The 25294-nt window shown below is 66.7% G+C and carries 25 protein-coding genes and 1 tRNA gene; 6 read left to right on the forward strand and 20 right to left on the reverse strand.

Going from position 1 to position 25294, the window contains the following annotated elements; genetic code table 11:
* Nucleotides 1-165 precede the first annotated feature (165 nt).
* Complete coding sequence (locus ACOOF5_RS02655) at nucleotides 166-1137, forward strand: LacI family DNA-binding transcriptional regulator (RefSeq protein WP_420436353.1); 972 nt, start codon at nucleotides 166-168, stop codon at nucleotides 1135-1137.
* Entirely contained in the window at nucleotides 1134-2279 is a 1146-nt protein-coding gene (gene galK, locus ACOOF5_RS02660) for a galactokinase (protein ID WP_420436355.1), read from the forward strand. The genes ACOOF5_RS02655 and galK overlap by 4 nt, the downstream gene beginning before the upstream one ends.
* Before the next feature lie 31 nt (nucleotides 2280-2310).
* On the opposite strand, the gene galE is transcribed toward galK, so the two are convergent.
* The 3 genes from galE to ACOOF5_RS02675 all read right to left on the reverse strand — a co-directional run bounded on the left by galE (nucleotide 2311) and on the right by ACOOF5_RS02675 (nucleotide 5405).
* Nucleotides 2311-3270, reverse strand: a complete 960-nt coding sequence (galE, locus tag ACOOF5_RS02665; RefSeq protein ID WP_420436357.1) for a UDP-glucose 4-epimerase GalE — start codon at nucleotides 3268-3270, stop codon at nucleotides 2311-2313.
* Nucleotides 3271-3294: 24 nt separating this feature from the next.
* Nucleotides 3295-4332, reverse strand: a complete 1038-nt coding sequence (locus tag ACOOF5_RS02670; protein ID WP_420436359.1) for an aldo/keto reductase — start codon at nucleotides 4330-4332, stop codon at nucleotides 3295-3297.
* 68 nt (nucleotides 4333-4400) lie between these two features.
* On the reverse strand, nucleotides 4401-5405 hold the full coding sequence (locus tag ACOOF5_RS02675; RefSeq protein ID WP_420436361.1) for a fatty acid desaturase: 1005 nt from the start codon (nucleotides 5403-5405) through the stop codon (nucleotides 4401-4403).
* 184 nt (nucleotides 5406-5589) lie between these two features.
* Here ACOOF5_RS02675 and ACOOF5_RS02680 point away from each other — a divergent pair, with 184 nt between their 5' ends.
* Entirely contained in the window at nucleotides 5590-6333 is a 744-nt protein-coding gene (locus tag ACOOF5_RS02680; protein ID WP_420436364.1) for an SDR family oxidoreductase, read from the forward strand.
* 243 nt (nucleotides 6334-6576) lie between these two features.
* Complete coding sequence (locus tag ACOOF5_RS02685) at nucleotides 6577-7689, forward strand: ATP-binding protein (protein ID WP_420436366.1); 1113 nt, start codon at nucleotides 6577-6579, stop codon at nucleotides 7687-7689.
* A gap of 140 nt (nucleotides 7690-7829) precedes the next feature.
* On the opposite strand, the gene ACOOF5_RS02690 is transcribed toward ACOOF5_RS02685, so the two are convergent.
* Nucleotides 7830-8657 (reverse strand): FAD binding domain-containing protein, encoded by an 828-nt coding sequence (locus tag ACOOF5_RS02690; RefSeq protein ID WP_420436368.1) that lies wholly within the window; start codon nucleotides 8655-8657, stop codon nucleotides 7830-7832.
* A gap of 13 nt (nucleotides 8658-8670) precedes the next feature.
* Nucleotides 8671-9141, reverse strand: a complete 471-nt coding sequence (locus tag ACOOF5_RS02695) for a (2Fe-2S)-binding protein (RefSeq protein ID WP_420436370.1) — start codon at nucleotides 9139-9141, stop codon at nucleotides 8671-8673.
* Between the two features lie 166 nt (nucleotides 9142-9307).
* Here ACOOF5_RS02695 and ACOOF5_RS02700 point away from each other — a divergent pair, with 166 nt between their 5' ends.
* Nucleotides 9308-9895, forward strand: a complete 588-nt coding sequence (locus tag ACOOF5_RS02700) for a TetR/AcrR family transcriptional regulator (RefSeq protein WP_420436372.1) — start codon at nucleotides 9308-9310, stop codon at nucleotides 9893-9895.
* Between the two features lie 16 nt (nucleotides 9896-9911).
* On the opposite strand, the gene ACOOF5_RS02705 is transcribed toward ACOOF5_RS02700, so the two are convergent.
* The 10 genes from ACOOF5_RS02705 to ACOOF5_RS02750 form a co-directional block, all read right to left on the reverse strand.
* Nucleotides 9912-10328, reverse strand: a complete 417-nt coding sequence (locus ACOOF5_RS02705; protein ID WP_420436374.1) for an FtsB family cell division protein — start codon at nucleotides 10326-10328, stop codon at nucleotides 9912-9914.
* Nucleotides 10325-11620 carry a phosphopyruvate hydratase gene (gene eno / locus ACOOF5_RS02710; protein ID WP_420436376.1) on the reverse strand — a complete coding sequence of 432 codons (1296 nt, stop codon included), beginning with the start codon at nucleotides 11618-11620 and terminating at the stop codon, nucleotides 10325-10327. The genes ACOOF5_RS02705 and eno overlap by 4 nt, the downstream gene beginning before the upstream one ends.
* Before the next feature lie 59 nt (nucleotides 11621-11679).
* Complete coding sequence (locus ACOOF5_RS02715; RefSeq protein ID WP_420436378.1) at nucleotides 11680-12303, reverse strand: MazG nucleotide pyrophosphohydrolase domain-containing protein; 624 nt, start codon at nucleotides 12301-12303, stop codon at nucleotides 11680-11682.
* Between the two features lie 21 nt (nucleotides 12304-12324).
* Nucleotides 12325-13374, reverse strand: coding sequence for a hypothetical protein (locus ACOOF5_RS02720; protein WP_420436380.1), 1050 nt, complete (start codon nucleotides 13372-13374; stop codon nucleotides 12325-12327).
* Between the two features lie 65 nt (nucleotides 13375-13439).
* Nucleotides 13440-17039 carry a transcription-repair coupling factor gene (mfd, locus tag ACOOF5_RS02725; protein WP_420436382.1) on the reverse strand — a complete coding sequence of 1200 codons (3600 nt, stop codon included), beginning with the start codon at nucleotides 17037-17039 and terminating at the stop codon, nucleotides 13440-13442.
* Nucleotides 17036-17677 (reverse strand): aminoacyl-tRNA hydrolase, encoded by a 642-nt coding sequence (pth, locus tag ACOOF5_RS02730; protein ID WP_420436384.1) that lies wholly within the window; start codon nucleotides 17675-17677, stop codon nucleotides 17036-17038. Before pth ends, mfd begins: the two co-directional genes overlap by 4 nt.
* Nucleotides 17678-17685: 8 nt before the next feature.
* Nucleotides 17686-18327: a 50S ribosomal protein L25 gene (locus tag ACOOF5_RS02735; protein ID WP_420436386.1), complete on the reverse strand. Its 642-nt coding sequence runs from the start codon at nucleotides 18325-18327 to the stop codon at nucleotides 17686-17688.
* A gap of 90 nt (nucleotides 18328-18417) precedes the next feature.
* Complete coding sequence (locus ACOOF5_RS02740) at nucleotides 18418-19401, reverse strand: ribose-phosphate diphosphokinase (RefSeq protein ID WP_420436388.1); 984 nt, start codon at nucleotides 19399-19401, stop codon at nucleotides 18418-18420.
* 193 nt (nucleotides 19402-19594) lie between these two features.
* On the reverse strand, nucleotides 19595-20356 hold the full coding sequence (locus tag ACOOF5_RS02745) for an NTP transferase domain-containing protein (protein WP_420436390.1): 762 nt from the start codon (nucleotides 20354-20356) through the stop codon (nucleotides 19595-19597).
* Nucleotides 20357-20373: 17 nt separating this feature from the next.
* Nucleotides 20374-20448, reverse strand: a tRNA-Gln gene (locus ACOOF5_RS02750).
* A gap of 205 nt (nucleotides 20449-20653) precedes the next feature.
* On the opposite strand from ACOOF5_RS02750, the gene ACOOF5_RS02755 reads away from it, so the two are divergent.
* Nucleotides 20654-20749 carry a 30S ribosomal protein bS22 gene (locus tag ACOOF5_RS02755; RefSeq protein ID WP_323671112.1) on the forward strand — a complete coding sequence of 32 codons (96 nt, stop codon included), beginning with the start codon at nucleotides 20654-20656 and terminating at the stop codon, nucleotides 20747-20749.
* A gap of 39 nt (nucleotides 20750-20788) precedes the next feature.
* On the opposite strand, the gene ACOOF5_RS02760 is transcribed toward ACOOF5_RS02755, so the two are convergent.
* The 5 genes from ACOOF5_RS02760 to ACOOF5_RS02780 form a co-directional block, all read right to left on the reverse strand.
* On the reverse strand, nucleotides 20789-21766 hold the full coding sequence (locus ACOOF5_RS02760) for a nucleotidyl transferase AbiEii/AbiGii toxin family protein (protein ID WP_420436393.1): 978 nt from the start codon (nucleotides 21764-21766) through the stop codon (nucleotides 20789-20791).
* 76 nt (nucleotides 21767-21842) lie between these two features.
* On the reverse strand, nucleotides 21843-22322 hold the full coding sequence (locus ACOOF5_RS02765) for a hypothetical protein (protein WP_420436395.1): 480 nt from the start codon (nucleotides 22320-22322) through the stop codon (nucleotides 21843-21845).
* 309 nt (nucleotides 22323-22631) lie between these two features.
* A complete protein-coding gene (locus tag ACOOF5_RS02770) occupies nucleotides 22632-23549 on the reverse strand; it encodes a 4-(cytidine 5'-diphospho)-2-C-methyl-D-erythritol kinase (protein ID WP_420436397.1) in 918 nt (305 codons plus the stop codon).
* Between the two features lie 7 nt (nucleotides 23550-23556).
* Nucleotides 23557-24453 carry a 16S rRNA (adenine(1518)-N(6)/adenine(1519)-N(6))-dimethyltransferase RsmA gene (gene rsmA / locus ACOOF5_RS02775; protein ID WP_420436399.1) on the reverse strand — a complete coding sequence of 299 codons (897 nt, stop codon included), beginning with the start codon at nucleotides 24451-24453 and terminating at the stop codon, nucleotides 23557-23559.
* The gene (locus tag ACOOF5_RS02780; protein ID WP_420436401.1) at nucleotides 24450-25271 is read right to left on the reverse strand and encodes a TatD family hydrolase; all 822 of its coding nucleotides are present in this window, start codon (nucleotides 25269-25271) and stop codon (nucleotides 24450-24452) included. The genes rsmA and ACOOF5_RS02780 overlap by 4 nt, the downstream gene beginning before the upstream one ends.
* Between the last annotated feature and the right edge of the window lie 23 nt (nucleotides 25272-25294).

The raw sequence follows: 25294 nt of genomic DNA on the forward strand, positions 1-25294 counted from the left end.
CAACGTTGGCGTCAACGTTGACGTCAACGATGACCTGGCACCGGTGCCCGCTCCGCTTGAGCCGGTAGGTTCGCGCTGGCACTGATCCGGCGATGTTCGACGGAACAGATCAGATCAAGAATTCGCCAGCGGAGCGCAATGGATCGGGAAGCAACACTCCACGACGTGGCCGGCAAGGTTGGCGTTTCGCCGCGCACCGTGTCGCGCGTCGTCAATGACGAAGGTGGCTATTCCGAGGAGACGCGCCTCAGGGTGATGGCGGCCGTCGAAGAACTGCGCTACCGGCCCAACATGGTTGCCCGAGCACTCATCACGAAGCGCAGCGGCACGGTCGGTCTCGTCGGGGGCGACATGACCGACCCGTTTTTCCCCGCCCTTGCCGAAGGGATCCAGCAGCGCGCCCGTGGAGCCGGGCAAACCATGTTCTTCGCGAGTACTGGCAGCGACCCCGAGCGGCAGGCCGAGGTACTCAGGTCGTTCTGGGTGCGCGCCGTGGACGGTGTCATCGTCTTTCCCGCGCTCGACTCGATCGACCAACTCACCGACTACGGCGAGCGCGGGCTGCCGATCGTGGTCGTGGACGACTTTCTGGAGGCACCAAACGTCGCATGCGTGTCGTTCGATCTGGAAGGCGGAGGCGGGCTCGCTGCGAAACACCTACTCAAGCGTGGTTGCCAGCAAATGGGCGTCATCAGTGCCACGGTGTCCCCGCCCCGGCGACGTCACCGCGAGCGCGGCTTCCTGCGAACCTTGGCGGACACCCGCGGCGACCATCGGCCACCGGCCATGGCGCAGACCGATCCGACTGTGCAAGGGGGCGAAGCAGGCCTCGCAGAGTTGCTAGCCCAAATGCCAGACCTAGACGGTGTCTTTGCGTACAACGACCTCGTCGCCATCGGAGCCGTTCGAGCGGCAGTCGCAAGCGGTCGTCGAGTGCCCGAGGACATCGCCGTCGTGGGTTGCGATGACATTGAGATGAGCTCCTACGTGACGCCAGCTCTCACGACCATTCGACTCGATCGCTCACGGCTCAGCGCAGAGGCCGTGGCTGCCCTCAGCGACCTGATCGGATCGCCGGGTGCGCAGAGGGAGACCGTGGAGCTGCCCGTCGAGTTGGTTGTCCGCGAGTCGGCGTGACAAATCGAACGCCGGCGGCTCAGCGCGCTATTGCGCTGCACCGCGAGAGCTGGGGCAAACCGGCTGTGGTGAGCAGGGCCCCGGGTCGAGTCAACCTGATCGGCGAGCACACCGACTACAACGGCGGGTACGTACTTCCGATGGCGATCGAGTTCGACACGGTCGTCGCACTGAGTCCCACTCGAAGCGGTCGCCGCAGCACAGTGATCTCGGAAGACTTCGGCAAGGCAGCACTGGACAGCAAACGCGAGTCGATCGATTCCACGCATTGGGCCTCGTATGTCTTCGGCGTCAGCCATCTGCTGCATGGACACGGCATTTCAACCGGTTCATGGAACTGCTCGATAGCAACGGACGTCCCGATCGGAGCGTGCTTGTCGTCATCCGCGGCTCTGGAAGTCGCTCTGGCCGCAGCACTGCTGCAACTCGCAGGCGAGAGCTGGGAACCTGCGGAAACTGCCCAATTGTGTCAGCGAGTCGAGAACGAAGTCGTCGGCATGCCCTGCGGAATCATGGATCCCCTGATCTCCGCCTGTGCAATCGCAGGTCACGCTTCGTTGATCGATTGCCGGTTGCTCGATGTCCGGCCTCGGCGGCTTCCTGAGGGAACTGTGACGGCGATCCTCGACACCACGACTCGGCGAGAACTGGTCGACTCGGCCTACGCCGACCGCCGATCCGCCTGTGGACGGGCGGCGGATTGGCTCGGAGTGGCCGCACTGCGAGACGCGCGGCTCGATGATGTCGAGCGCATGCCAGACGAACTCGCCAATGAGCGACGGAGAGCGCGCCACGTCGTGACGGAGAATGAGCGAACCCTTGAGGCTGCGCAAGCCATGTGCGAGGACGACGCTGAGGCTCTCGGGGCGCTGATGAACGCAAGCCACGTCAGCTTGCGAGACGACTATGAGGTCTCGGGACCTGCGCTCGATGCAATCGTGGAGATTGCGCAGACCAGTCCTGGATGCATCGGTGCCCGCATGACCGGCGGAGGCTTCGCCGGATGCGCAGTGGCTCTGGTTGACACTGAGGCCGCCAACGCCTTTGCCAGCGCCGTTCAAGAGAGCTATCGGGTCACCACAGGATTCGACGCGCGCGTCTGGCTGTCACGGCCGGCGGCAGGAGCCTCGCTCCTCGACTGAGCCGAGTGGCATCTTGCGTGGGCGTCGCGTCTCATCGGTCGAACGCGGCCAGCGATGCCACAATCTCCGCAAGCGTCGAGCGCGACGGCACCCAGTTCAGGGTGCGCTGAGCCAGCTGCGGCGACGCGATCAGCTCGGCTGGATCACCGGCGCGGCGCGGCCCGAGTTTGTACCGAACGGTGCGGCCCAGTCCGCGCTCGACCGCCGCGATCACCTCGAGCACCGAGTGACCAGTTCCCCCACCCAGATTCAGCGCCGTGGTTGCACCGCCATCGCGAAGGTACCCAAGCGCCAGCAAGTGAGCGTCAACGAGATCGGAGATGTGAATGTAATCCCGGATTGCGGTGCCATCGGGCGTGGGATAGTCCGAACCGAACACTGTCAACGGCTCTTGACGCTCCGATGCTGCGCGCACGGCCAAGGGCACCAGGTGCGTCTCGGGATTGTGCTGCTCGGTCCGGTTCGATGTCGCTCCAGCAGCATTGAAGTACCGCAGCGACACCGATCGAAGGTCATCGGCGGTGTCATGCATGCGCAGCATCTGCTCGACGCAGAGCTTCGTCCAACCGTACGGACTCGTCGGCTGAAGCGGAGCGCTCTCGGTGATCGGCTGAGTCGATGCGTTTCCGTACACCGCGGCAGACGAGGAGAACACCACGAGTTCAACACCACCGTCGAGGAGCGCCCGGATCAGCCGTGCCGATTGAACGAAGTTGTTCTCGATGTACGCACCCGGGTCCCGCACGGACTCTCCGACAGCGATCAGCCCCGCAAGGTGAATGCACGAAGTGATGCCATGACCACGTACGAGTCGGGAGATCGCCTCGCTGTCGCCTACGCCGGCGGACTCGAAGATGACCCCAGGAGGCAGCACTGGCTGCGAGGATCGCGACAAGTTGTCGACAACCACAACGCGCTCGCCGCGCTCTGCGAGTGCATCGACCACGACTGAGCCGATGTAGCCCGCTCCGCCGGTCACGAGCACGCTCATGTGTTCACCGTGGGGACCTGCTGCTCAGCTTGTGCCGAGCGAGAGCAGGTTCTCGACGGGCTGGTAGAGCTCTTCGAGGTAGGCCGTGTCGTCGGCGCTGAGCTCGATGGTCGTTGCTTCGACGAGCTGGTCCAGCTGGCTGATCTTGGACACACCGACGACCGGGGCGGTGATCTCGGGCTTATTCGCCAGCCACGCCAAGGCGATCTGGGCGGGGCGCACATCGAGCCGCTCGGCAACTTCAGACACCCGGTCGGCGATGTCGAAGTCGCGCTCGCCCCGATAGAGGCTCTCGGTGCGGGCGCGGTCTTGGCCCTTCGAGCGGTCGGTCGTGCCAGCATCGAGGCTGCCCCGGTAGGAACCGGTGAGAATGCCACGTGCCAGAGGCGACCACGGGGTGAGCGCCACCCCGGTGCTAGCGCAGTAGGGGTTCATCTCACGCTCTTCCTCGCGGTAGATGAGGTTGTAGTGGTTCTGCATGGAGACGAACTTGGTCCAGCCCCGCATCTGCGCAGTGAACTGCAGTTCGGCGAACTGCCAGGCGAACATCGACGAACCGCCCAGGTACAGCGCCTTGCCGGCCTTGACCACATCGTGCAGCGCCTCCATCGACTCGACGATCGGCGTGTCGACGGTGCCGGGGATGCCGTGGGGATGGCGGTGGATGATCAGCTGGTCCACGTAGTCGACACCGAGGCGCCGCAACGAATTGTCGATGCCCTCCATGATGTGCTTGCGGTTCAAGCCCCCCTCGTTGGGGTTGCGGCCCATCGGCATCGAGACCTTGGTGGTCAGCACGTACTGCTCACGTGGCAGCAATTCCCTCAGCAGTTGCCCCACGACCTCCTCGGAGGCACCGACGCCGTAGATATCGGCGCAGTCGAAGTAGTAGAGGCCGCGCTCGATGGCGGCCTCGAAGATTGGGCGCGCTTCGTCGACGCCGAGGGTCCAGTCGCCCTGGTGTCCCCGACCGGGGACCCCGAAGTTCATGGTTCCCAAGCAGAGCTCGGAGACCTGGAGTCCGCAGTTCGAACCGAGCTGGGCAGATTTCAGTCGCGACATGGCCCCGAAACGTATTCGACGGCGGCCCTCATCCGTCGGGTTGCCTCGCCGGCGATCGGAGATGGGGGCTACGCAGGCTCGGGCGAGCCGGCGGCAAGGGAGCGCCACAGCGCCCGGTAGGTCGGCCACGATGCCGCGGCGGGCAGGTAGCCGTCCTCTTCCAGTGCGCGCTGCAAGCGCGGCAGGTTCCGGGCCGGCACGCCCGAGTCGACGTGATGGGCCAGGTGATAACCGACGTGGTACGGCACGAACAGCACACGCGCTAGCCAGCTCTGGCGGATGTGGTGCGTGGTATTGCGGCGATCGGAGGTACGGGTCATGCCGCCGTGCTCTGCGACGGCTCGCAGGCGGTTGATGAACTGGTACCAGGTGAACCACGGCAGCACCCACGCCATCAGGTACAGCCATGGGTGGCCGGCCAGCCAGAACAGCCCGAACACGATCGCCTGCCCGGCGAAGAACCGCAGGCTGAGCGGCACGTACTTCAGCTTCACGAGCCCGGTGAAGCGGGGCTTGGTGATGCGCCACGCCGACACGCCGACGAGGTCGCGCAACAGCTTGCGCCGCAGCGACCTTGCAGAGATCGGGTAGAAGGAATACAGCAGGAAGTCGGGCTCTTTGGGTCCGAATTCGTCTCGATGATGGTTGGCGTGGCCCCGCCGGTAGAAGTGCGAGCCGGTGCCCATCGGCAGCCAGCCCAGCAGGTTGATGCCGATGCGGTCATTCAGCCAGCGGTGAGAGAACAACAACCGGTGGGCCGCTTCGTGGTGCAGGATGAACCACCGCAGCTGCAGCGTTCCGATCACGGGCACCGCTGCGACCACTGCAAGCGGGTGGCCGGTGGCGATCACCGCAGCGATGACTGCCACCGGCGCTGCCAAGGTCGCGATGACCTCGACTGCATTGATCACGTTCGGGACTCGGCGCAGCTCTGCTCGGAACTCAGGCCGAGGGCGGCCGTCCGGGCGAAGCCGCTCCGAGCCCTCGAACCGAGGCAGATCGGGACGCGTCATGCCGCCCGTCATCTTCGCCACTAGCTCGTCGTGGGTCGGCGGCGCGCCGGTCACGCTCACGCCCTGATGCTACGGCGCTCGCACAGCACGAGGGAGTCGTCACGGCACAGGGCTGGTCCAGACCGCGTCCGCAGGCGTACCGACTGGCCTGGGCCAGCCGGGAGCGCCGGTCGTTAGCTACGGTTCCGGGCGACCACCGAGTGGCTGGACCCGTTCACAGCCGGCTGAGACAGGGGAATCGACGATGGATTTGGGAATTTCAGGACGCACCGCGGCCGTGGCCGCGGGCTCAGCAGGATTGGGGCTCGGGTCGGCCAAGGCGCTCGCGGCCGAAGGCGTACGCGTGGCCATCTGCGGCCGGGACTCTGAGCGCCTGGCCGCGGCGGCTGCGCAGATCGATGGCGACGTGCTCTCGATCACCGCCGATCTCGGCAACCCCGACGACGGTCGCAGCTTCGTGGAGCAGGCCATTGCCGGGCTCGGCTCCGTCGACATCTTGGTGACGAACGCAGGCGGTCCGCCGCCGGGCATGTTCGACACCACCGAGATGGATGCCTACCAGATGGCATTCGACATGAACTGCAAGGCCATGATCGAGATGTGCCGGGTGGCCATCCCGCCAATGCGTGAGCGCGGCTGGGGGCGGGTGTGCGCCATCACCAGCGTCGGCGTGAAGCAGCCGATCCCGTTCCTGCTCGCCAGCTCGGTCGCACGGGCCGGCTTGACCAGTTTCCTCAAGCTCACCGCCCGGGAAGTGGCAGCCGACGGAGTGACGGTGAACTCAGCTCAGCCCGGTACGCATTGGACCGACCGGGTGTCAAAGATGATGGACCAAGAACAGGCCGGGCAGAGCAACCCGATGGGCGTCTGCGGCGATTCCGACGACTTCGGCGCCGCGGTGGCGTTCCTGTGCAGCGAGCAAGCCAAGTTCGTCACCGGCACCGGCCTGCTCATCGACGGCGGCCAAGCCACCGGGCTGCTGGACTGAGTACCTCGCCTGCGCAGCTCGCCTCGGCCGACCGCGGTTGAGTCGGCCGCGACTCCGGTGTGAATCCGAGACGCTCCGCTGAAAGTGATACTTCACCTAAAAGTGAGAACTAAACAAAAGGTGAGAACTCGTGATACCTTGTCGCATGCCGTCGGATAAGCGAGGGAATCCGGGTTGAGTGACGCTGGCAGATGCACACCGAGGTTGTGAACGCCGCATTTTCTCGTCGTCTTGGACATCGGCATGACTGCTGCTGACAACCCGTTCCTGCCGACATTCGGGACCTCACCGCCGATGCTGGCAGGCCGAGACGATGTCGTTGCCCGCTTTGAGCACGCCTTCGCGCGGGGCCCACAACACCCCGACTACACCATGCTCATCACGGGTGTGCGCGGCTCTGGCAAGACCGTGCTGCTCAACGAGGCCGAGGACGCGGCGCTGCGTCTCGGCTGGCGTGTGATCTCCATGTCGGCATCGGTGCGCGACCTCTGCCGTCTCGTCACCAACGCAGCACTGCAACATCTCCGCGAGGCAGACAATGGCGAGCCGTCACGGCGAGTCTCGTCCGTCTCGGTGATGGGCGTCGGTGTCGAATGGAACGAAAGACCCGCCACTCAGATCGCCGAGGTCGACCTGCGCTCCGCACTCACCGCGCTGGCCGCCAACGTCGCCGCCGATTCGACCGGCTTGCTTCTTACGGTCGACGAACTGCAAGCCGTGTCGCAATCCGAGGCGACGGAACTCGCTGTCACCGTTCAGCACATCACCCGCCGCGAGCTGCTGCCTGTGGCATTCGTCGGCGCGGCTCTGCCCGAGATTGACGAGACGCTTCTGGTTGATCGCGGAATGACCTTCTTCCAACGCTGTGCCCGCGCTCGGCTCACACCGCTGCTGCCCGACGACACAGCAGCGGCGCTCAGGCAGCCGATACAGCAAGCCGGCGGTCGCATCGACGACGTTGCACTCGGGCATCTGGTCGGCGCCTCGGGCGGCCATCCGTTCACCATTCAGCTGCTCGGTTATCACACCTGGGAAATGGCAACCCCCGGCGCCCGCATCATTGCCACCCACGCAGCCGCCGGCGCCATGGAAGCCGATCATGTGTTGCTGGAGCAGATCGTCAAGCCGATCTGGAGCGGTCTGTCGGACATGGATCGCTCATTCCTGTGGGCGATGTCTCTTGACGAAGCCGACTCAGAGATGAGCCTCATAGCGGAACGGATCGAACGTTCTCCCAACTACGCGCAGACCTATCGGCGGCGTCTCATCGATGTCGGGGCCATCGAGCCTGCCGGTCGCGGCAAGGTCAGATTCGGCTATCCGCAGATGCGCTCCTGGCTACGCTCGCAGCGATGACAGACCAGCGGCGGCCTCATGTCATGGCTCAGCACGACAAGACGCACGCGTGCGCTGCAGCAAACTAAATACCTTGTCGGCACCAGTCTGCTCATTGACGGCGGCCTGGCCACCAGGCTCGTCGAGCCGGGCCCAAGCCGCTAGGAGATACCGGCGGCTTCGAGTGCCCGGCGGGTGAGCACCCGGGCGAGGTGGTTGCGGTAGTCCGGCGTGGCGTTCAGGTCGGTGGGGGCTTCAGTGCCCTCAGCGGCCTGCTCGGCTGCATCAGCGGCTGAAGCTCCCCCGGCCAGTGCGGATTCGACCGCACCCGCACGCAGCGGCGTGGAGCCCATGTTCACGAGCGCAACGCTGGTCCCACCGTTCACATTCACTGCGGCGACGCCCACGATCGCCCAATCCTGGGCCCGTCGGTTGAACTTCTGATAGTTCCAGCCGTCGCCCGGCGCCTTGGGCACCCGGATCTCGGTGAGCATCTCGTCGTCGGCCAGTGCCGATTCGAAGTAGCCGGTGAAGAAGTCGCCGGCGGAGATCTCACGGCTGCCGTTCGGACCCTGCGCGACGAGCGTGCCGCCCAGCGCCAGCACGGCTGCCGGCAGATCGGAGGCCGGGTCGGAGTGCGCCAGCGAACCGCCGATGGTGCCGCGGTGGCGGACCTGCGGGTCGCCGACCTCACCGGCCACATGCCCCAGCAACGGGCACTCGGCGGCAAGCAGGTCGCTGGTCTCCAGCGCGCGGTGACGGGTCAGCGCACCGATGGCGATGTGATCGCCGCCGTCGTTTATGTAGCTGAGGTCGGTGACGCGGCCGATGTCCACAACCACGCTGGGTACCGCTAGGCGCAGCTTCATCATCGGCAGCAGCGAATGGCCGCCCGCCAGCAGCTTGGCCTCGTCGCCATGCTCGCCGAGCAGCGCTATCGCCTCTTGCGCGGAGCCAGCTCGTGCGTAGTCGAATGCTGCAGGAATCATTGCTGTACCCCCCTCAGTCCGATGTCTCGCCGGCGGCGCATGCCAGCACCGACTTGACGATGTTGTGGTACCCCGTGCAGCGGCACAGGTTCCCTTCCAAACCCAAACGCACCTCACGCTCGGATGGGTCGGGGTTCTCCTCGAGCAGCGATACCGCCGCCATGACCATGCCGGGAGTGCAGTAGCCGCACTGCAGCCCGTGGTTCTGGCGGAAGGACTCTTGCATCGGGTGCAGCTCGTCGTCTGACGGTGCCAAGCCCTCGATGGTCAAGATGTCTTCGCCATCAGCCTGCACCGCCAGCATCGTGCACGACTTCACCGATTCGCCGTTCACGTGCACCGTGCAAGCTCCGCACGAGGACGTGTCGCAGCCCACGTTGGTGCCAGTCAGCCGCAGGTCGTCCCGCAGCCAGTACACGAGCAACGTGCGCGGTTCGACGTCGCCGCTGCGAGTCTCGCCGTTCACCGTGACGCTGATCTCCACAATGACCCCTCTTCTCGTCGGCCGTCTGGCCGAGCAATCTCTTGGTCCAAGCCGAGTGTCTGTCTACACGGCCCGCAGGGCCGAGCGCGCACCATCATGCACCATGCGGCAGCTACGCGCAGACACGAGGACAAGCGGCCCGCAAGCACAGCAGTAGTTTGGCGATGTGGCCAGCGAACGGGCATCAGCGGGTACTGACGGCACGTCGGAACGCGCGAGCGAAGCGGTACCGCCGGACACGCACGGCGCGATCCTGCAGCGGGCGCGCTACCTGTTCGCCCGGCAGGGCTACCGCGGCACCTCGATCCGGCAGCTCACCTCGGGACTTGGCCTCACACCGGCTGCGCTCTACTACCACTTCACCGGCAAGGAGGAGGTGCTCGCTGAGGTCTTGGATCCGATGGAGAGCGACGGCGAGACGATCATCGCCTGGATGGCCGAACTGGAGCCAACGCCGGAAGCCCTGCGCGAGGTGCTCGATCGGTACTTCGACCTGCTCGCCCGCCACATCGTGGCGTTCCGGTTCGTCGCCGGCGATGTCGACGTTCAACACAGCGCAGTCGGTCAACGGCTGCGAGCCCAAGCGAGAGACCTGTTTGCCTGGCTCACCGGATCTTCTCCCGAAGTCGGGGATCGGATCCGTGCGGCAGCCGCCGTCGGCACGATCCGCCTGTCGCTCGAGCAGAGCGGCGTGGATCCCGACACTCATCGAGATGCGATCATCGGACGCGCCCTGCGCATCATGACTGACTAGGGGCTGAGCCGATCGGTCAGCGATCGCCGTCGCTGAGCAGATGTGCCACGCCTGGCAGCGGCCACGCCGACGGCAGCGTGATGACCTCGGCAGGATTCACGTTCAGGCGATACAGCGTGTCACCCTCACGCACGAGCGACAGCTGCTCACGTGCGATCCGCTCCACGACCACTGGGTCTCGGGCATCGGCCACCTGGTCGGCCAGGTGCGCAGTCTCCGCCTGAAGCCGTTCAAGCGTGTCGGCGGCATGGTCAATGTTGCGCCGCTGCGAATTCAGCGACTGCCAAGGAAACAGCAGCACTGCGAGCAGGCCGACGACACTCACCAAGATCGCCAAGCCGACGAGCGTCGCCATGACCCGTGGCCGCCCCTCCCGTCGGCGGGAACGCGCCGGTGCATCGATGGGTGCCTCGTTCACGGACTGTGGATTCATGAGCCTCTGGCGAGCGAGCTGCCTCCCCGGTAGGCAGCATCGTCGCCGAGCTCATCCTCGATGCGCAGCAGCTGGTTGTACTTGGCGACACGATCGGAGCGGGCCGGCGCGCCAGTCTTGATCTGCCCGCAATTGGTCGCAACAGCCAGATCGGCGATGGTGGTGTCTTCGGACTCGCCTGAACGGTGCGACATGACTGCGGTGTAACCAGACCTTCCCGCCAACTCGACCGCATCGAGCGTCTCGGTCAGGGTGCCGATCTGGTTGACCTTCACCAGGATGCTGTTTGCGATGCCGGCATCGATGCCGCGCCCGAGCCGCTCGATGTTAGTGACGAAGAGATCGTCGCCGACGAGCTGGACCCGGTCACGCAGGAGCTCGCCGAGAGCGGACCAGCCGGCCCAGTCGTCCTCGGCCATGCCGTCCTCGACTGAGCAGATCGGGTAGCGGTCGCACAGGTCGGCGAGGTAGCCCGCGAATGCGGCAGCGTCGAGCTGGCGGTCCTCGCCGGCCAGGGTGTACAGGCCTTCGGCGTAGAACTCGGTGGACGCCACGTCGAGCGCGAGCGCCATGTCGACACCCGGCTCGAATCCGGCCTCGGTGATGGCTTCGATCAGCAGTGCCAGCGCGGCCTCGTTCGAGGACAGGTCGGGCGCGAATCCGCCTTCGTCGCCGACTGCCGTCGACAACCCCCGCGAGCGCAGCACACCACGCAAGACGTGGTACGTCTCGGTCCCCCACCGAAGCGCCTCGGAGAACGACGCCGCGCCGACGGGGACGATCATGAACTCCTGCAGGTCCACGTTGTTGTCGGCGTGCTCGCCGCCATTGATGACATTCATCATCGGCGTCGGCAGCACATGAGCGTTGGCACCACCGACGTGGCGGTAGAGCGGCACGCCCAGCGCCGCCGCGGCGACGTGTGCTGTTGCCAGCGAGGCCGCCAGTACAGCATTCGCCCCCAAGCGCGCTTTGTTCATGGTGGCGTCGAGCTCAATCAGGGTGTGATCGACGAGTCGCTGATCCACGGCATCGAGACCCTCAAGCGCCTGAGCGATCTCGCCGTTCACGTGCCCCACCGCAACGGCGACGCCTTTGCCGCCGTATCGCTGCTCGCCGTCGCGCAATTCGACGGCCTCGAACTGGCCCGTCGAGGCGCCTGAAGGCACGATCGCCCTTCCCGCAGCGCCGCCTGCGGTGCGTACTTCGGCCTCGGTCGTGGGATTGCCGCGGGAATCCAGAACTTCCCGGCCGGTCACCTGAACGATCTGCGTGGACGCGCGTGCTGTCACGCAATGCCACAGTACCGAAGCGTGCGACAGGCACGACCAGCGCGCCAGACGACGCCGCGTCAGGAGTTGCGCGTTTCGCGAGCCTTGATGCGGTCTGCGCGAGCAGCGCGTTCGGCCGCCTTGATCGCCTCCCACTGCGCCGAGAGCGCGTCATCGCTGGGTTCGGGAGCATCGGGGTCACGCAGGAAGACGTGCGGATGGCGGCGCAGCATCTTGGCCTCAACGGTCTCGAGCACCTCAGCCAAGGTGAACGTTCCGGCCTGCTCGCCGATCGCGGCATTCATCATGACCTGCAGCAGGACGTCGCCGAGTTCTTCGACCAAGTCCTCGATCGCTATGGCCAACTGGGCTGCGTCACCGGATTGAGCCTCGGTGGCGGCGTGCAACGCCTCGGCGAGCTCCGAGGCCTCATCGAGCGCGTAGGAGGCGAGCGTCGCGTGCGTCTGCGTCCGGTCCCACGGGCATTCCCGACGCAGCCGGGTGATCACCTCATGAAGCGAGACGAGGCGCGGCCCAAGATCCGGCTGACGGCGCGCAGATGCCGACCCGGCCGATGTTTCGCCCGTAGTCTCCCGCTCTTGTTCACCCGTCTCTTTCGAGACGGGCTCACGGGCCGCTCGGGCCACGGCGTCGCCTGCCGGCTCAGCCTCCGGTTGGACGTCGGGTCGACGCTCAGCAGCCATCGCGATCCCCGTACCGACGGCTCACGGCAGGAGCGGCATCGATATCCGCAGGTTGCCCGCGATCCAGTCGCCGAGTTCGGGGGCGACATCCACTTCATAGGACGACATGATCTCGGTCAGCACGTGGCCCGCGAACGGTCCGATCGAGGAGAGGTCGGTTGCATCGGTGCGCAGCGAATCCAGGTGCAGCACCACCCAGAGCTCTCCCGTCGGGCTCGCCGCGGACGGCAGCGTCAGCGGATCGCTCAACTCGCCGGGCTCAAGGTCGAGCAGCGCCAGTGCCAGCTCGCCGCCGCCGAACAAGCCGAACGGCTGGTCGCAGCCGAGGGTGCCATCGACCGCGGTGAGTCCGGGCAGGTTGACCGCAGCGGCGACATCGCCGAGCGGTTCGCCGTCCTGCACCCGACCGGCGGCTGCATATGCATCGGCTTCGGACGCCACTGCCAGCGCGCTGACACAGTGAGGCGTCGCCAGCCGCTCGATGCTTGGGTCTTCTTCGATGGCGCGCTGCTGCGCGAACTCTTCGAAGGGGCCTTCGAGGTGCGCTTGGACCTGCCCATTGATCTCCGCGTCCGACAGTCCGATATCAACCGCGAAACCCAGCCCGTTCAATGCGGTGCCCGCGAGGCGCAACTGAACCATGGAGGTCAGTCGGGATACGTATTCCTCTTGGGTCGGGTTCTGTGGGTCGTCCATCAGCGTGACCGGTGACTCCACGATGTTCGCAAGGACGTCGCCGACCAGTACCTGCCCGCCCGGGAAGCTCGCGGCGACGGCGGCGCCGTCGGAGAGCAGTGCTCGGTACGCGGCTTCTTGGACTGCCCGCGCTGCATCGCGTTCAGCCCGCTCGGCCTCAAGCTGAGCTTCCTGGGAGACCCGCTCTGCCTCGAGTTGCGCTTCTCGTTCAGCAGCCTCGACCGCATCCCGTGACACCACACCATCGCCATCGGTGTCGGCTGCCTCGACGAGTTCGGGGTCAAGCCCCGTTTCGATGGTGACGACGTTTCCGTCGTCGCTGCACGCGAACGACGCCCCCACCAGCGCTGCCAGCAACACAGTTCGTCGAATCATGGAACTCCCCCGGGCACGCACTGCGGGCAGGCTAGGTGGTTGCCGCTTCGGCAACCTTGCACGCCTCAGTCGCCGGGGGGCCGCAACTGCTGGCAGAACGAGAACAGGTGCCCGACCATGGCCGGCTTCAACGCGCGAACCGACAGCTGCACCTCGCTGCCGCCTGCACCTGCGTCCACCTTGTAGCGCGCTGCGCTGAAGGGCGTACCTGCACAGATGCGCCGCATGCGTAGTTCCTCGCTCGCTGTCAGTGTGAGCGGCCCCAAGCGCACCCGCCCGCCGTCGTGGCCGGGAGCGAACGCCACGGTCCGCATGCCGAGCCGGTGACATTCGGCGCGCAGCAGTGCAATGTGCAACAACGTCCGCGCGGCATCCGGGATCGGTCCGTAGCGGTCGGTCCATTCAGCTTCGATGTCGGCCACCTCGACGAGCTCGGTGACTGCTCCGAGTCGGCGGTACGCCTCGAGGCGGCCTGTCGCGTCGGCCACGTAGTCGTCGGGAAGGTGTGCGACGAGCGGCAGATCGATGACGATTTCGGTCGGCTGTTCGGGCGTTTCGCCGCTCAGGGAGGCAACTGCCTCGCTGACAAGTTCGCAGTAGAGGTCGTAGCCAACGGCGGCGACGTGGCCCGACTGCACGCCGCTGAGCAGGTTGCCGGCGCCGCGCAGCTGCAGGTCGCGCATCGCGATGCGGTACCCCGAGCCCAGCTCGGTGGATTCACCGATCGTGCGCAGGCGCTCGTAGGCCTCTTCAGAGAGCGAACGGCCCTCAGGGTGGAACAGGTATGCGTAGGCGCGCTGACCCGAACGGCCCACACGCCCACGGATCTGATGCAGCTGACCGAGGCCCAGTAGATCGGCGCGATCCACGACCAGGGTGTTGACGCTCGGCATGTCGATGCCCGACTCGATGATGGTCGTGCAGACCAGCACGTCGTAGGCACCTTCCCAGAAGTCGATGACTACCTGTTCCAGCGTTCCCTCGTCCATTTGACCGTGCGCCACGGCGATGCGCGCCTCGGGCACCAGTTCTGCCAGGCCTGCCGCCACCACGCCGATGTCGGCGACGCGGTTGTGCACGAAGAACACCTGACCCTCGCGCAGCAGCTCTCGCCGGATGGCTTCGCTGACGGCACGCTCGTCGTAAGGGCCGACGTGGGTGAGGATCGGCTGGCGTTCCGCAGGAGGCGTCTGCAGCAGCGACAGGTCCCGGATGCCGGTGAGTGCCATTTCGAGCGTCCGGGGAATGGGGGTGGCCGTCAGGGTCAGCACATCGACCTCGGCGCGCAGGTACTTGATCGCCTCCTTGTGGCTCACGCCGAAGCGCTGCTCCTCGTCCACCACCAGCAGGCCCAGGTTGGCGAATTTCACGTCGCCCGACAGCAGCCGGTGGGTGCCGATCACCAGGTCGACCGTGCCATCGGCCACACCGGCGACCACCGCTCGCTGTTCGGCGGGCGTGAGAAAACGGCTCAGCACCTCGACGCGGACGGGATGGTCGGCGAAACGCTCTGCGAATGTCTGGTGGTGCTGCTGGGCCAGCAGCGTCGTCGGCACCAGCACGGCTGCTTGCTTGCCGGCGCTCACGGCGCAGAAGGCAGCCCGCACCGCCACCTCCGTCTTGCCGAATCCAACATCGCCGCACACCAAGCGGTCCATCGGCGTGGGCTCGGACATGTCCCCCAGCACCTCGTCGATGGTGCGGCGCTGGTCGGGCGTCGGCATGTAGGCGAAGCTCTCGGCCAGCTCGGCCATGCCCAGGCCTTCGGGATCGAACGCGTTGCCCGATGTGGTGATCCGCCGCTGGTACAGCACCACCAGCTCTTGGGCGATCTCGGCGACCGCTGCGCGCACCTTGGCCTTCTGGCGCTGGAAGTCGCTGCCGCCCATGCGACTGAGCCGGGGCGTCTCCCCGCCGATGTAGGGGCGGATGAAGTCGATCTGCTCGGTGGGCAGGTAGAGCCGGTCGGTTCCCCGGAATTCCAGCTCGAGGTAGTCGCGCTCGTCGTCGCCGAAGGCCCGGCGCACGAGCCCTGCGTAGCGGGCGATGCCGTGATGGTGATGAACGACGAAGTCGCCGACGCTGAGATCTTCGAACGACGACGTGACGCCGGTGCGACGTCGAGCTGCGCGATGGACTCGGCGGCGACCGGTGAACTCTGCTTCGGGCAGCACCGCGACCCCGGCGGCGGGCGCGATGAAACCCTGTTCGAGCGGCGCGACCACCACGTGACCGCCTGGCAGCGGGGCAAAGGTTGAGGGCCCCGAATGCAAGCGCAATGGGACTTGTTCCGCGCCCAGCGCGTCAGCGAGCCGAGCAGCCGAACCGTCGCCTTCGGCCGCCACGACGACAACGGATCGCGCCGCGCTGTCTCCGACCTGTCGCTCCGCGCTGCCTCCGACTTGTCGCTGCGTTCCGGTCACCAGGCGGCGGAGCTGGGACACCAGGCGGCTGGGATCGCCGGCGGCGGGCACCCATGGCTCGGTGGAGATCTGCGGCCCCCGATCGCCCTGCGCTGTGGGCGCTGCGGTGGAGTCCACCGACCACACCGCGGCTTCGCAGCGGGCCAGCAACCGGTCGAACGCAACGTGCAGCCGGGGGAATGCCGCGCCAGCAGCGTCGGGGCCATTGGGGTGGTGGTCATCCGAGTCGCCAAGACTCCGCAGGCCCCACGTGACCGCCAGCGAACGGGTCAGATCGTCGGTTTCTGCGGTGATGTCGGCAGCTCGGTCTGCGAGGCGCCGCGGCTCGCACAGCAACACCAGCGCATCGGGGCCAAGCAGGTCCGGCAGCACGATCTCGTCGGGAGCGAGCCACGGCAGCCACGACTCCATCCCGTCGAACAGCTCACCCCTGCTGAGGCGCTCCATGTGCTCGCGGCACCACGGCTCGCTGATCGCCAGCGCTGCGGCACGTTCCCGCATGGCAGCATCGGGACGCATCTCGCGCGCCGGGTACATCTGCGTCTCGGCAAGCTCTGCGACCGAACGCTGATCGGCGATGGAGAACTCCGTGAGGCGGTCTACCTCGTCGCCCCACAGGTCGATGCGCACCGGCATCTCGACCGTCGGGCAGAAGACGTCCACGATCCCGCCGCGCACTGCGATCTCGCCGCGGTGCTCAACTTGATGCTCACGGCGATATCCCCAAGTCACCAGCTGCGACACGAGTTCGCCGAGGTCGCACCGATCGCCTCGTGTCACGCGCATCACCGACACTGCTGGGGCAACTGCGTCGGGGCTGAGCCGCTGAAGCAGCGCTCGAATCGGGGCGACGATCACCTTGAGATTGCTCTCGCTGGCGTCGGTGGGGGATCTCAGCGTCTCCAGCACTGCCAGCCGGCGGCCCATCGTCTCGGTCGCCGGGCTCACTCGTTCGAACGGCAGCGTTTCCCACGCTCCGAACAGTGCGACGTGTTGGGGCCCGAGCCAGGTGCGGAGGTCTTCGACGTAGCGCTCGGATTCATGGGCCGTCGCAGTCACGACCAGGACCGGTGCCCTCGATCCCAATGTCGCCAAGCCGGCGGCGACGAACGGGCGGGCTCCCTCGGCGACGGCAATCGAACCCGACGCGCGGCCCAGCATCGACACGAAGCCGCGGTCGTTGGCAAGTCGCTCGGTCAGCACCCGCAGCGGCGCTGCGCCCGCCGAGTCTGCCGCGCTCACTGCGGGTGGGGATCGGGTCCCCGCCGTCGGGCGTTCGCGACGTTCATGGCCGCCTCGATGCTGTCGCGCACCAACACTTCCAACCCCGACACCGCACGGTCCAGTGCCGCATCGATCAGCGGCGCGTCCGAGCGCGCCGGCCGCTGCAATACCCACTTGCGGCCGGCTTCGGGTCGTGGCGGCTTGCCGATGCCGATGCGAAGACGTACGAAGTCACGCGTTCCGAGCTGGTCGGCAATCGACGCCAAGCCGTTGTGGCCGGCGATCCCCCCGCCCGCCTTGAACCGCACCTGCCCGGGGTCGAGGTCGAGTTCGTCGTGCACGACTACGAGCTGCGACGGCTCGACGATGCCATGACGTCTCACCAGCGCGCCCACACTGCGGCCGCTCTCGTTCATGAATGTGGACGGGCACGCAAGCGTGACGCGGCGCTCGCCCACCGTCGTCTCGCCGACGCGAGCGTGCTCGCGCCGCTGCACCGCCAAGTCGCACTGAAGCGCCGATGCCCAACGTTCGGTGGCCTCGGCCCCGACATTGTGACGGCTTCCCCCATAGCGCTCCGGAGGGTTACCGAGACCCACCACCAGCCAGTCTGCGGCTGTTCCCCGCCGCGCGGCCGCCCGGCGGAACACAGACACCGGGTCGGTCAGTCCTCGTCGGCGGCGTCGTCGGCGGCGGCTTCCTCGGCGTCGATTGGCTCGCCTGCTTCGTCGATCTGCTCCGCAGCAACGGCGGCGCGTGTCCGCTGCGCAATAGCCACGAGCGTGTCGCTTTCGAACAGGCTCACCATGCCCTCAGGCAGGGGAAGATCACTGACGCGGATTGGGTTGTCCAGCGAGAGCGTCTCCACGTCGACGTCGAATGCCGGCGGGATCACACCCGCAGGTGACTCGACGTGCAGCGACATCAGCTGCTGCTGTACCACCGCACCTTCGCGGCCGGCCACCGCCGCCTCGCCGACGAGGCGAATCGGCACGTCCACCACCAGCCGCTCGTCGAGGGAGATAAGCAGGAAATCGACATGAGTAACGCGGTTGGCGATCGAATCACGCTGCATGTCCTTGACGATGGTGAGATGGTCCTTGCCGTCGACCTCAAGGGTGATGATCGCGTTCGGGCCTGCAGCGTTCAGAGCAGCCCGGAACCGCAGGCGGTCGAGCGTGATGGTCACGGGATCGCTGCCGTGGCCGTACATCACCGCGGGGATCTTGTTGGCAGCGCGCAGGCGCTTCGAGTGGCCCGTGCCGGTCATGTGACGAGGCTCGGCGATGAGCTTCAGCTGTTCCATGCTGGCCCTTTCGGCAGTTGGGCCCCGCCAGCTCACGAACTCTTGGGCGACGGGCGTCGAGTCGATCAGCGACGAGGAAGCTTACGGGTCTCAGAAGAGGTTCTGGCCGTCGAAGATCTCCGACACAGACGCGTCCTCGAACACCGACTCCAAAGCGTCGGCGAACACGCCGGCAACGCTCAGCACGACGAGCTTGTCGAACTGCTTGGAGCTCGGAATTGGCACCGTGTTTGTGACGATGACCTGGCTCAGCGAGGAATTCTTCAAGCGGTCCACGGCGGGTTCGGAGAACAATCCGTGCGTGCTCGCGCACATCACGTCGGACGCGCCGCTGGCAAGCAGCGTCTCGGTGGCCGAGCAGATGGTTCCGGCCGTGTCGATCATGTCGTCGATGATCACGCAGGTGCGGCCCGCTACTTCGCCCATGATGCCAAGCGCCTCGGACTCGTTGGCGTTGTCGGTCGCGCGGCGCTTGTAGATGGACGCCACATCGCAGCCGAGTCGGGTCGCGTAGCGCTCAGCCACCTTCACACGGCCGGTGTCGGGCGACACAATCACCGAGTCGGTCCCCATGACGTCGGACAGGTAGTCGATGAGTACCGGCGCCGCCGTCAGATGATCCACCGGACCGTCGAAGAAACCCTGGATTTGGCCGCTGTGCAGGTCGATCGACACCAGCCGCTCTGCGCCTGCGACGGTGAACATGTCCGCGAGCAGTCGCGCGGTGATCGGTTCGCGGCCCGCGGCCTTGCGGTCCTGTCGGGCGTAGCCATACAGGGGCGCGACCGCGGTGATGCGCTTGGCTGACGCACGCCGCGCGGCATCCACCATGACGAGCTGCTCCATGATCGCATCATTGAGGCTCATGGTCTCGCAGGCGGCGTGACTCTGGATGATGAACACGTCGCCGCCGCGAATCGACTCCGCGAACTTGCACTTGATCTCGCCATTGGCGAAGTCGATGAGCCCGGGGTCGCCGAGCTCCACGCCGAGCTGGGAGGCAATCTCGGTAGCCAACTCAGGGTTTGCTCTGCCGCTGAAGAGGTGCAAGCGCTTCTTGGTGACCAGCTCCATTGCGTGTTCCTTTCTCAGCGGTGCAGGGGGCGACGTGCTCGACGCAGACGCGCTCGAAGCAGCACTAGCTGAGGGCTGGGCGGAACGCTCGGCAATGGGTTTTGGCGGCATGTTCGGCAGTCGGGCGACGATTCGAGGCTATCCGACCGCACCCGCGTCTCGAAGAGGCGTGCCGCCATGGAGCCGCCGACGCTCAGCGAGGCTCGCGCGCCGACAGCGCGGCCTCGCACGCCGCGAGTTGCTCGGCGTCGTTGACACCCATAGCTTCGGCCGGGTCGGGCAGCGTCACCGTCGAGATCGGCTGACCTGCGCGTGCGAGCAGCCCGATCGCGTCGGTGAGGTAGTACTCGGATGCCGCGTTGGCTTGGCGAAGCTGCGGCAGCGCCGCGCGCAGCTGCGCAACGTCGAAGCAGTACACACCGGCGTTGATCTCGTTGGTCGCGGCTTGCGCCGCCGAGGCGTCCCGCTGCTCCACGATGTTCACCGTGCCGCCGGTGCGCACGATGCGCCCATAGCCGGTCGGATCGTCGAGTCGAGCCGTCAGCAGGCTCGCCGCAGCGTCGCGTTGCCGTCGCGCCGAGATAAGCCGGGACAACGAGGCGCTCCGCAGCAGGGGCGTGTCGCCAGGAATGACGAGAACATCGCTGGCTGCCGGCCGCTCCCCAAGCGCGGACAGGCCGACACGGGCCGCATCGCCTGTGCCCAGCTGGTCCGGCTGCGTGGCGAACACGACGCGGTCGGGTTGGGGCGCGCACGCGCCTACCTCGGCTCGCAGCTGAACTGCCCCATGTCCGACGACCATGACGATCGGGCCGGCATTGATTTCGGCCAAGGCGTCGAGCACACGCAGCACCATGGCGCGGCCGGCAACTGGGTGCAGCGGCTTGGGCAGGTCCGAGTCCATGCGAGTGCCGGCACCGGCTGCCAGCACGATCGCTGCGCAGGCCGGCTTCATTGCCAACGCTGACGTCGTGGTTCGGGGAGGAGGACTCGAACCTCCATTGCCGGGACCAAAACCCGATGTCCTGCCAATTGAACGATCCCCGATGGCACCTGCCGGACCGGTCGGTTCGGCTCAGGATCGAGCGTAGCGACCGGCTGGAACGCCACCGCCGAGAATTCGGGTTCAGCCCGCCAGTAGCCGAACGTGTCCGAGGACCGAACGAACACGGCGGCCTGGCACACGCGTCGCGACCTCCAGCTGCGCTGGCTCGTGGCACGCCGTCGCGAAGGCGCTAGCGTGCGAGCCTTCATGGGATCGCTGGTCAAGAAGCGCCGCAAGCGGATGCGCAAGAAGAAGCACCGCAAGATGTTGCGGCGCACGCGCTACCAGCGCCGCAACCGCTGACCGAGCAGTCGGCCGCGCTGGGGCGTCGCGCAGTTTCGCTCAGCGCCGCGGGTACGCAACGAGCGGGTTGGCTTCGGGCGGTCGGTTCGGTTCTGACGGGCCGGGGTCGAGGCTGACGGCGAGCCGGATCGCTTCGTTCAGCGGGATCTTCTCGCCCCAGACCATGCCGTTGAGAACATCGTCGTAGCCGCCGGCGAGCGCTTCGTATTCATGTGTTGTCGGGTCGAAAGACCGCAACGACGCGAATCCGTCTGGTGGCCGCTTCGGGTCGTCTGGCGGCAGCCACCACTCGGAGTGATACAGCAGCGCTTTGCTGTCTCGACCGAGGTGTCCTTCGAACCTGTCTTTGTCGCGGGCGACGCAGGCGAGGTCGTACAGGTCGCGGGCCCGTTCGTTGATGCGCTTCAGATCCCCGGACATGCTTGCCCGCGTCTGGGCGAGCAGCTTGTCCATCGCTGTCGTCCCGGGACCCAATGTGTCGACTTCGAAGCCGCCGAGTTCAGGGTGGGCTTCAAGCACGTCGTCGTCGCACATGCGTCCCATCATCGACATGACTGTCTCGTGTTGCGTCCAGACGGGGGCTGCGTCGAGCGGTCTGGACGTCACGTCGACGCGTGCGACCGCCTGCTGATCGCGCAGGAAAGAAGCAAAGCAGTGCGATGGTCCTTGGTCGGTGACGTTGTGTGCAGCGGAGAGGCTCAGCGCCGTCGTTCTGAATGCCTGCTGGCAAGCCTGCGTGAAATGCTTCGGGGTCGCACGGTCGGACAGGCTGAGTGCCAGATCGATGTCCTCGGACCATCTTTGCGTGATTCCCCACGCAGCCGACAGAGAAGTTCCTCCGCCGAACACGAACCGTCCGACTCGGTTGTCTACATCGGACAGCTCAGGGTTCGGATAAGCGCGATGCACATATCCGCTGCCGACAGCGCGCTGCCATGCCCACAGCGTGCTGATGAGCCAGTAGTCGCGGATGATCAGAGAGGGTTCGATGCCGTAGACGTCAGCAGAACGGCTCACGACGGCATCGAACAGGTCGCGCCGTTCGATGAGCGGAACTTTCCGAACGTCGCCGCACCGCATTTTCAGGCTCGCCTCACGGTGCTTGCACTAGATCGGGCAGATCGTCAGAGAGACGGCCGATCACGGCCCCGAACGACATTTCTCCGCCGCAGCGGCCTGCCCAGCCGCGTTCGGGGGGCTCAGTCTCAGCGGCCCTCAGCAGCATCTCCTTACGGATGGGTTCGCCTTGCTTCATCCATCCGTTGGCTTCGGTGAGCAGCCACATGGCGTGATCCCAGTTGTGGTAGTCGGCTCTGAGAGCGGACCGGGCTGCCTCGAGCAGATTCGCTTCGTTCCAGTTCAACGACTTTCGCCGTGCGTTCGATCTCTCAGTGAAAGTCACCGGCGGGCCGACCGGCAAGACGGGGGGCGTCAGGTTGCGGTACGGCACCGCCAGAATCGTGCGGTACGGCACCTGCGTCGACCAGCCGATGAGCGAAAGCGCCCCGTAGCTCGCATAGCAGGAACCGGGCGGCCCGATGATCGACTTCGCATCGCTGAGCAGCAGAGGCATCGATCCGTAACTGGCATCAGCCGGCGGCGGCCGGCGCCAGTAGATACCTCGCGCAGCTCTGCCGATGATCGGCCAGGCGGCTGCCATGAGGCGACTGAGAACGTTCTTCGTGACATGTCTCGGGCCTGGCACAGCGCCTGAGCGGAACCATGTGCCGGCCGGCAGTTCCTCGATCCATCCACGGGCGGCAGCGGACATGCTCGGCCGTGAACCAGCCACAGAAACCGCCGCCGCCGACATGTAGCAATGGTACCATCTGAACGCTCAGACGTTCAATCCGCCGAACCCAGCGACACCGGTGGATCTGGGCTAAAGCCGGCCAATGGCGCGCGCCTCGGTGGTGCAGGCACCGTCGCGCGATGGCAAGCCCAGGCGTGCACCGAAGCGTGGCATGACGAACCATGTGCCGCCGCTGCCGGCTAGCTGCGGCGTGCGACCGCTGGCGGCAGCGAGCCCATCGCGCCAGGCGGCGAGCTCGGGATAGGCGGCCAGCGCTGCAGGCTCGAGGTCGTTCGAGTTCTGGCCAGCCGGTCCGCCCAGTTCATCCCATGCGCCGTACACCGTGGCGGTGTCCACGCCGATCGGCGGCGTCCACAGCACGAAGGACTGGTCGCGGAACGGGAGCGGCTCGATGAACTCGCCTATGCCCGTGACGTGGGCACGACCGCCGACGAGGCAGAAGGCCACGTCCGCGCCCAGCGACGCTGCCTGACGCGGAGTGACGAGCGCGGGCTCGCCAGCATCAATCGACGGGTCCGCAGACTCGTTCGGTTGCACAGATGACGGGCTGCCGGCTGCTTCAGACATGGCGCTTGGACGCGGACGCTCGCTGGCCGTGAGGCGATTGGCCCAGCGCAGCACTGCCGCGGCGTCAGCCGATCCCCCGCCCAGCCCGGCACCGGGCGGTATGCGCTTGCGGATCTCGACATGGGCGGTGCGGCCGGCCAGCTTGAGCGCCCCGATGACGAGGTTGGAGCTGTCGGCGGGAATCTCCCAAGCCGGCAGACCTGCGTCGGCACCTTCGGCGCCGGGCAGCCGCACGACCTCCACGGACGACGCTGAGCTGGGATGCACGATGACTTCGTCGCACAGGTCCAGCGTCACCATCTCAGCATCGATGAGGTGATAGCCGTCGGCCCGGGTGCTGGTGATGTGCAGCCGCAGCGTCAGCTTGGCCGGCGCCAGCAACCGAGTCGGTTCAACGTGGGAGGCCGAACGCTCCGCCACGGCAGCCTCAACCCTGGGTCTGGGCTGCGAGGGACACCTCTGCGAGGCGCGTCCACTGAGTGAGCCCGAGCTGTTCCGGGCGGTCGGTCGGTTCCACGCCTGCGGCACGGAGTGTCTCGTCAGCGTCGTCAAAGGCACGCCGCAGGGTTCGGCGCAGCATCTGGCGGCGATGCGCAAACGCGGTGCTGACCAGGCGGTCGATCTCGCTGCGCAGCACCGGATCCATCCCGGGCGCCCGCCGGGTGATGCGCACCAGCGCGGACTCCACGTCGGGGCGGGGGTAGAAGACCGTGGCGGGCACTGTGCCGGCCAGCTCGGCATCGGCGTGGGTTGCCACTCGCACCGACACCGCTCCGTACGTGCCGCCCCCCGGGGCCGCCGCAAGTCGCTGGGCCGCCTCCTTCTGGCACATCACCAGCATCTGGGTGACAGCAGGCACATCATCGAGCACCGTGAGCACCAGCGAGGTGGCGATGTTGTAGGGCAGGTTCGCGACGAGATGCCAGCCTGTCCCTGCCAGCAGGGCGTCCCAGTCCATTCGGCGAGCGTCGGCATGTACCACGGTGAGGGAGCCATTCCGGTCGCCGGCCACCCCATCGGTCGCTTCGCCGGCCGTTGTGCCGGCCGATTGGCCCGCCACTTCCTGCAGCAACGGCACTAGCCGCCCGTCGGTTTCTACCGCCACGACCTCGGCGCCGGTCTGGGCCAATGCCAGCGTGAGCGAGCCCAGGCCCGCGCCGATCTCGACGACGCGATCACCTGGCCCCACGCCCGCCAGTCGGGCAATGCGGCGCACGGTGTTGGGATCGACGACGAAGTTCTGACCCAGGCTGCGGCGCGGCGCCGCGTCGGCCCTGCCCAGCAGCTCCTTGACCGCGGGCAGGGTCAGCAGCCCGTCAGTCACGAGGTATCAGCCTCGCCGAGACCGAAGATGCGCACCGCATTTGCGGTGGTCTCTGCGGCCACCTGGCTCGCTGGGATGCCGCGCGCGGCAGCGACTGCCTCGCCCACCAAGCGCACCCAGCTCGGACGGTTCTGCTTGCCCCGCATCGGTACCGGCGCCAGATATGGCGCGTCGGTCTCAACGAGATAGCGGTCGGCAGGCACGAGCGCTGCGGCGTCGCGGATCTCGCCCGCGTTCCCAAACGAAACGATGCCGCTGAACGACACTGATGCGCCCCGTTCGAGGGCCCCGCGCGCCTCGTCGGGCCCGCCGGTGAAGCAGTGGAACACCGTGCCCTCGGGCACGCCCTCGGCGTCGAGCACGTCGAAGGTGTCTTCCCAGGCGTCGCGGCTGTGGATGACCAGCGCCAGCCCGTAGCGATGCGCCATGGCGATCTGCGCAGCGAACGCCTCACGCTGGCTCGCCCGGTCGGAGTGCTCGTAGAAGTAGTCGAGCCCGCACTCCCCGACACCGACGAGCCGAGCGCTGCCGCCAACGCCCGCGTCGCCGCCGCCCAGCGCGTCGGCGATGAGCCGCTCGAGCACGTCGAGCGTCGCGGGGCCGTCGTCTGCATCGTGGGGGTGCAGCCCGATCGTGGCGGCGACACCTGTCAGCGTTCGGGCCCGTTCCAGTGCAGCGATGCTGCGCTCGACATCAGTGCCGATGTCCACCAGCCACGCGACGCCGTCTCGGTGGGCCTCCGCGACCAACTCGGCGCCGCCGTCCCACAGGTGGCAGTGACTGTCGACCCAGACCTCGGCTTGCGGCCCTGCGTTCATCGCCGGTGGCTCATCGCCTGGCA

Origin of the sequence: Candidatus Poriferisodalis sp., assembly GCF_965214215.1 — a bacterium.
GTDB lineage: Bacteria > Actinomycetota > Acidimicrobiia > Acidimicrobiales > Poriferisodalaceae > Poriferisodalis.

Excerpts from the sequence above, each read along its gene's own strand:
- galE (WP_420436357.1), bottom strand. The coding sequence starts at position 3,270 with ATGAGCGTGCTCGTGACCGGCGGAGCGGGCTACATCGGCTCAGTCGTG.
- ACOOF5_RS02670 (WP_420436359.1), bottom strand. The coding sequence starts at position 4,332 with ATGTCGCGACTGAAATCTGCCCAGCTCGGTTCGAACTGCGGACTCCAG.
- ACOOF5_RS02680 (WP_420436364.1), top strand. The coding sequence starts at position 5,590 with ATGGATTTGGGAATTTCAGGACGCACCGCGGCCGTGGCCGCGGGCTCA.
- ACOOF5_RS02685 (WP_420436366.1), top strand. The coding sequence starts at position 6,577 with ATGACTGCTGCTGACAACCCGTTCCTGCCGACATTCGGGACCTCACCG.
- ACOOF5_RS02690 (WP_420436368.1), bottom strand. The coding sequence starts at position 8,657 with ATGATTCCTGCAGCATTCGACTACGCACGAGCTGGCTCCGCGCAAGAG.
- ACOOF5_RS02705 (WP_420436374.1), bottom strand. The coding sequence starts at position 10,328 with ATGAATCCACAGTCCGTGAACGAGGCACCCATCGATGCACCGGCGCGT.
- ACOOF5_RS02715 (WP_420436378.1), bottom strand. The coding sequence starts at position 12,303 with ATGGCTGCTGAGCGTCGACCCGACGTCCAACCGGAGGCTGAGCCGGCA.
- ACOOF5_RS02720 (WP_420436380.1), bottom strand. The coding sequence starts at position 13,374 with ATGATTCGACGAACTGTGTTGCTGGCAGCGCTGGTGGGGGCGTCGTTC.
- ACOOF5_RS02735 (WP_420436386.1), bottom strand. The coding sequence starts at position 18,327 with ATGGAACAGCTGAAGCTCATCGCCGAGCCTCGTCACATGACCGGCACG.
- ACOOF5_RS02740 (WP_420436388.1), bottom strand. The coding sequence starts at position 19,401 with ATGGAGCTGGTCACCAAGAAGCGCTTGCACCTCTTCAGCGGCAGAGCA.
- ACOOF5_RS02745 (WP_420436390.1), bottom strand. The coding sequence starts at position 20,356 with ATGAAGCCGGCCTGCGCAGCGATCGTGCTGGCAGCCGGTGCCGGCACT.
- ACOOF5_RS02755 (WP_323671112.1), top strand. The coding sequence starts at position 20,654 with ATGGGATCGCTGGTCAAGAAGCGCCGCAAGCGGATGCGCAAGAAGAAG.
- ACOOF5_RS02765 (WP_420436395.1), bottom strand. The coding sequence starts at position 22,322 with ATGCCTCTGCTGCTCAGCGATGCGAAGTCGATCATCGGGCCGCCCGGT.
- ACOOF5_RS02780 (WP_420436401.1), bottom strand. The coding sequence starts at position 25,271 with ATGAACGCAGGGCCGCAAGCCGAGGTCTGGGTCGACAGTCACTGCCAC.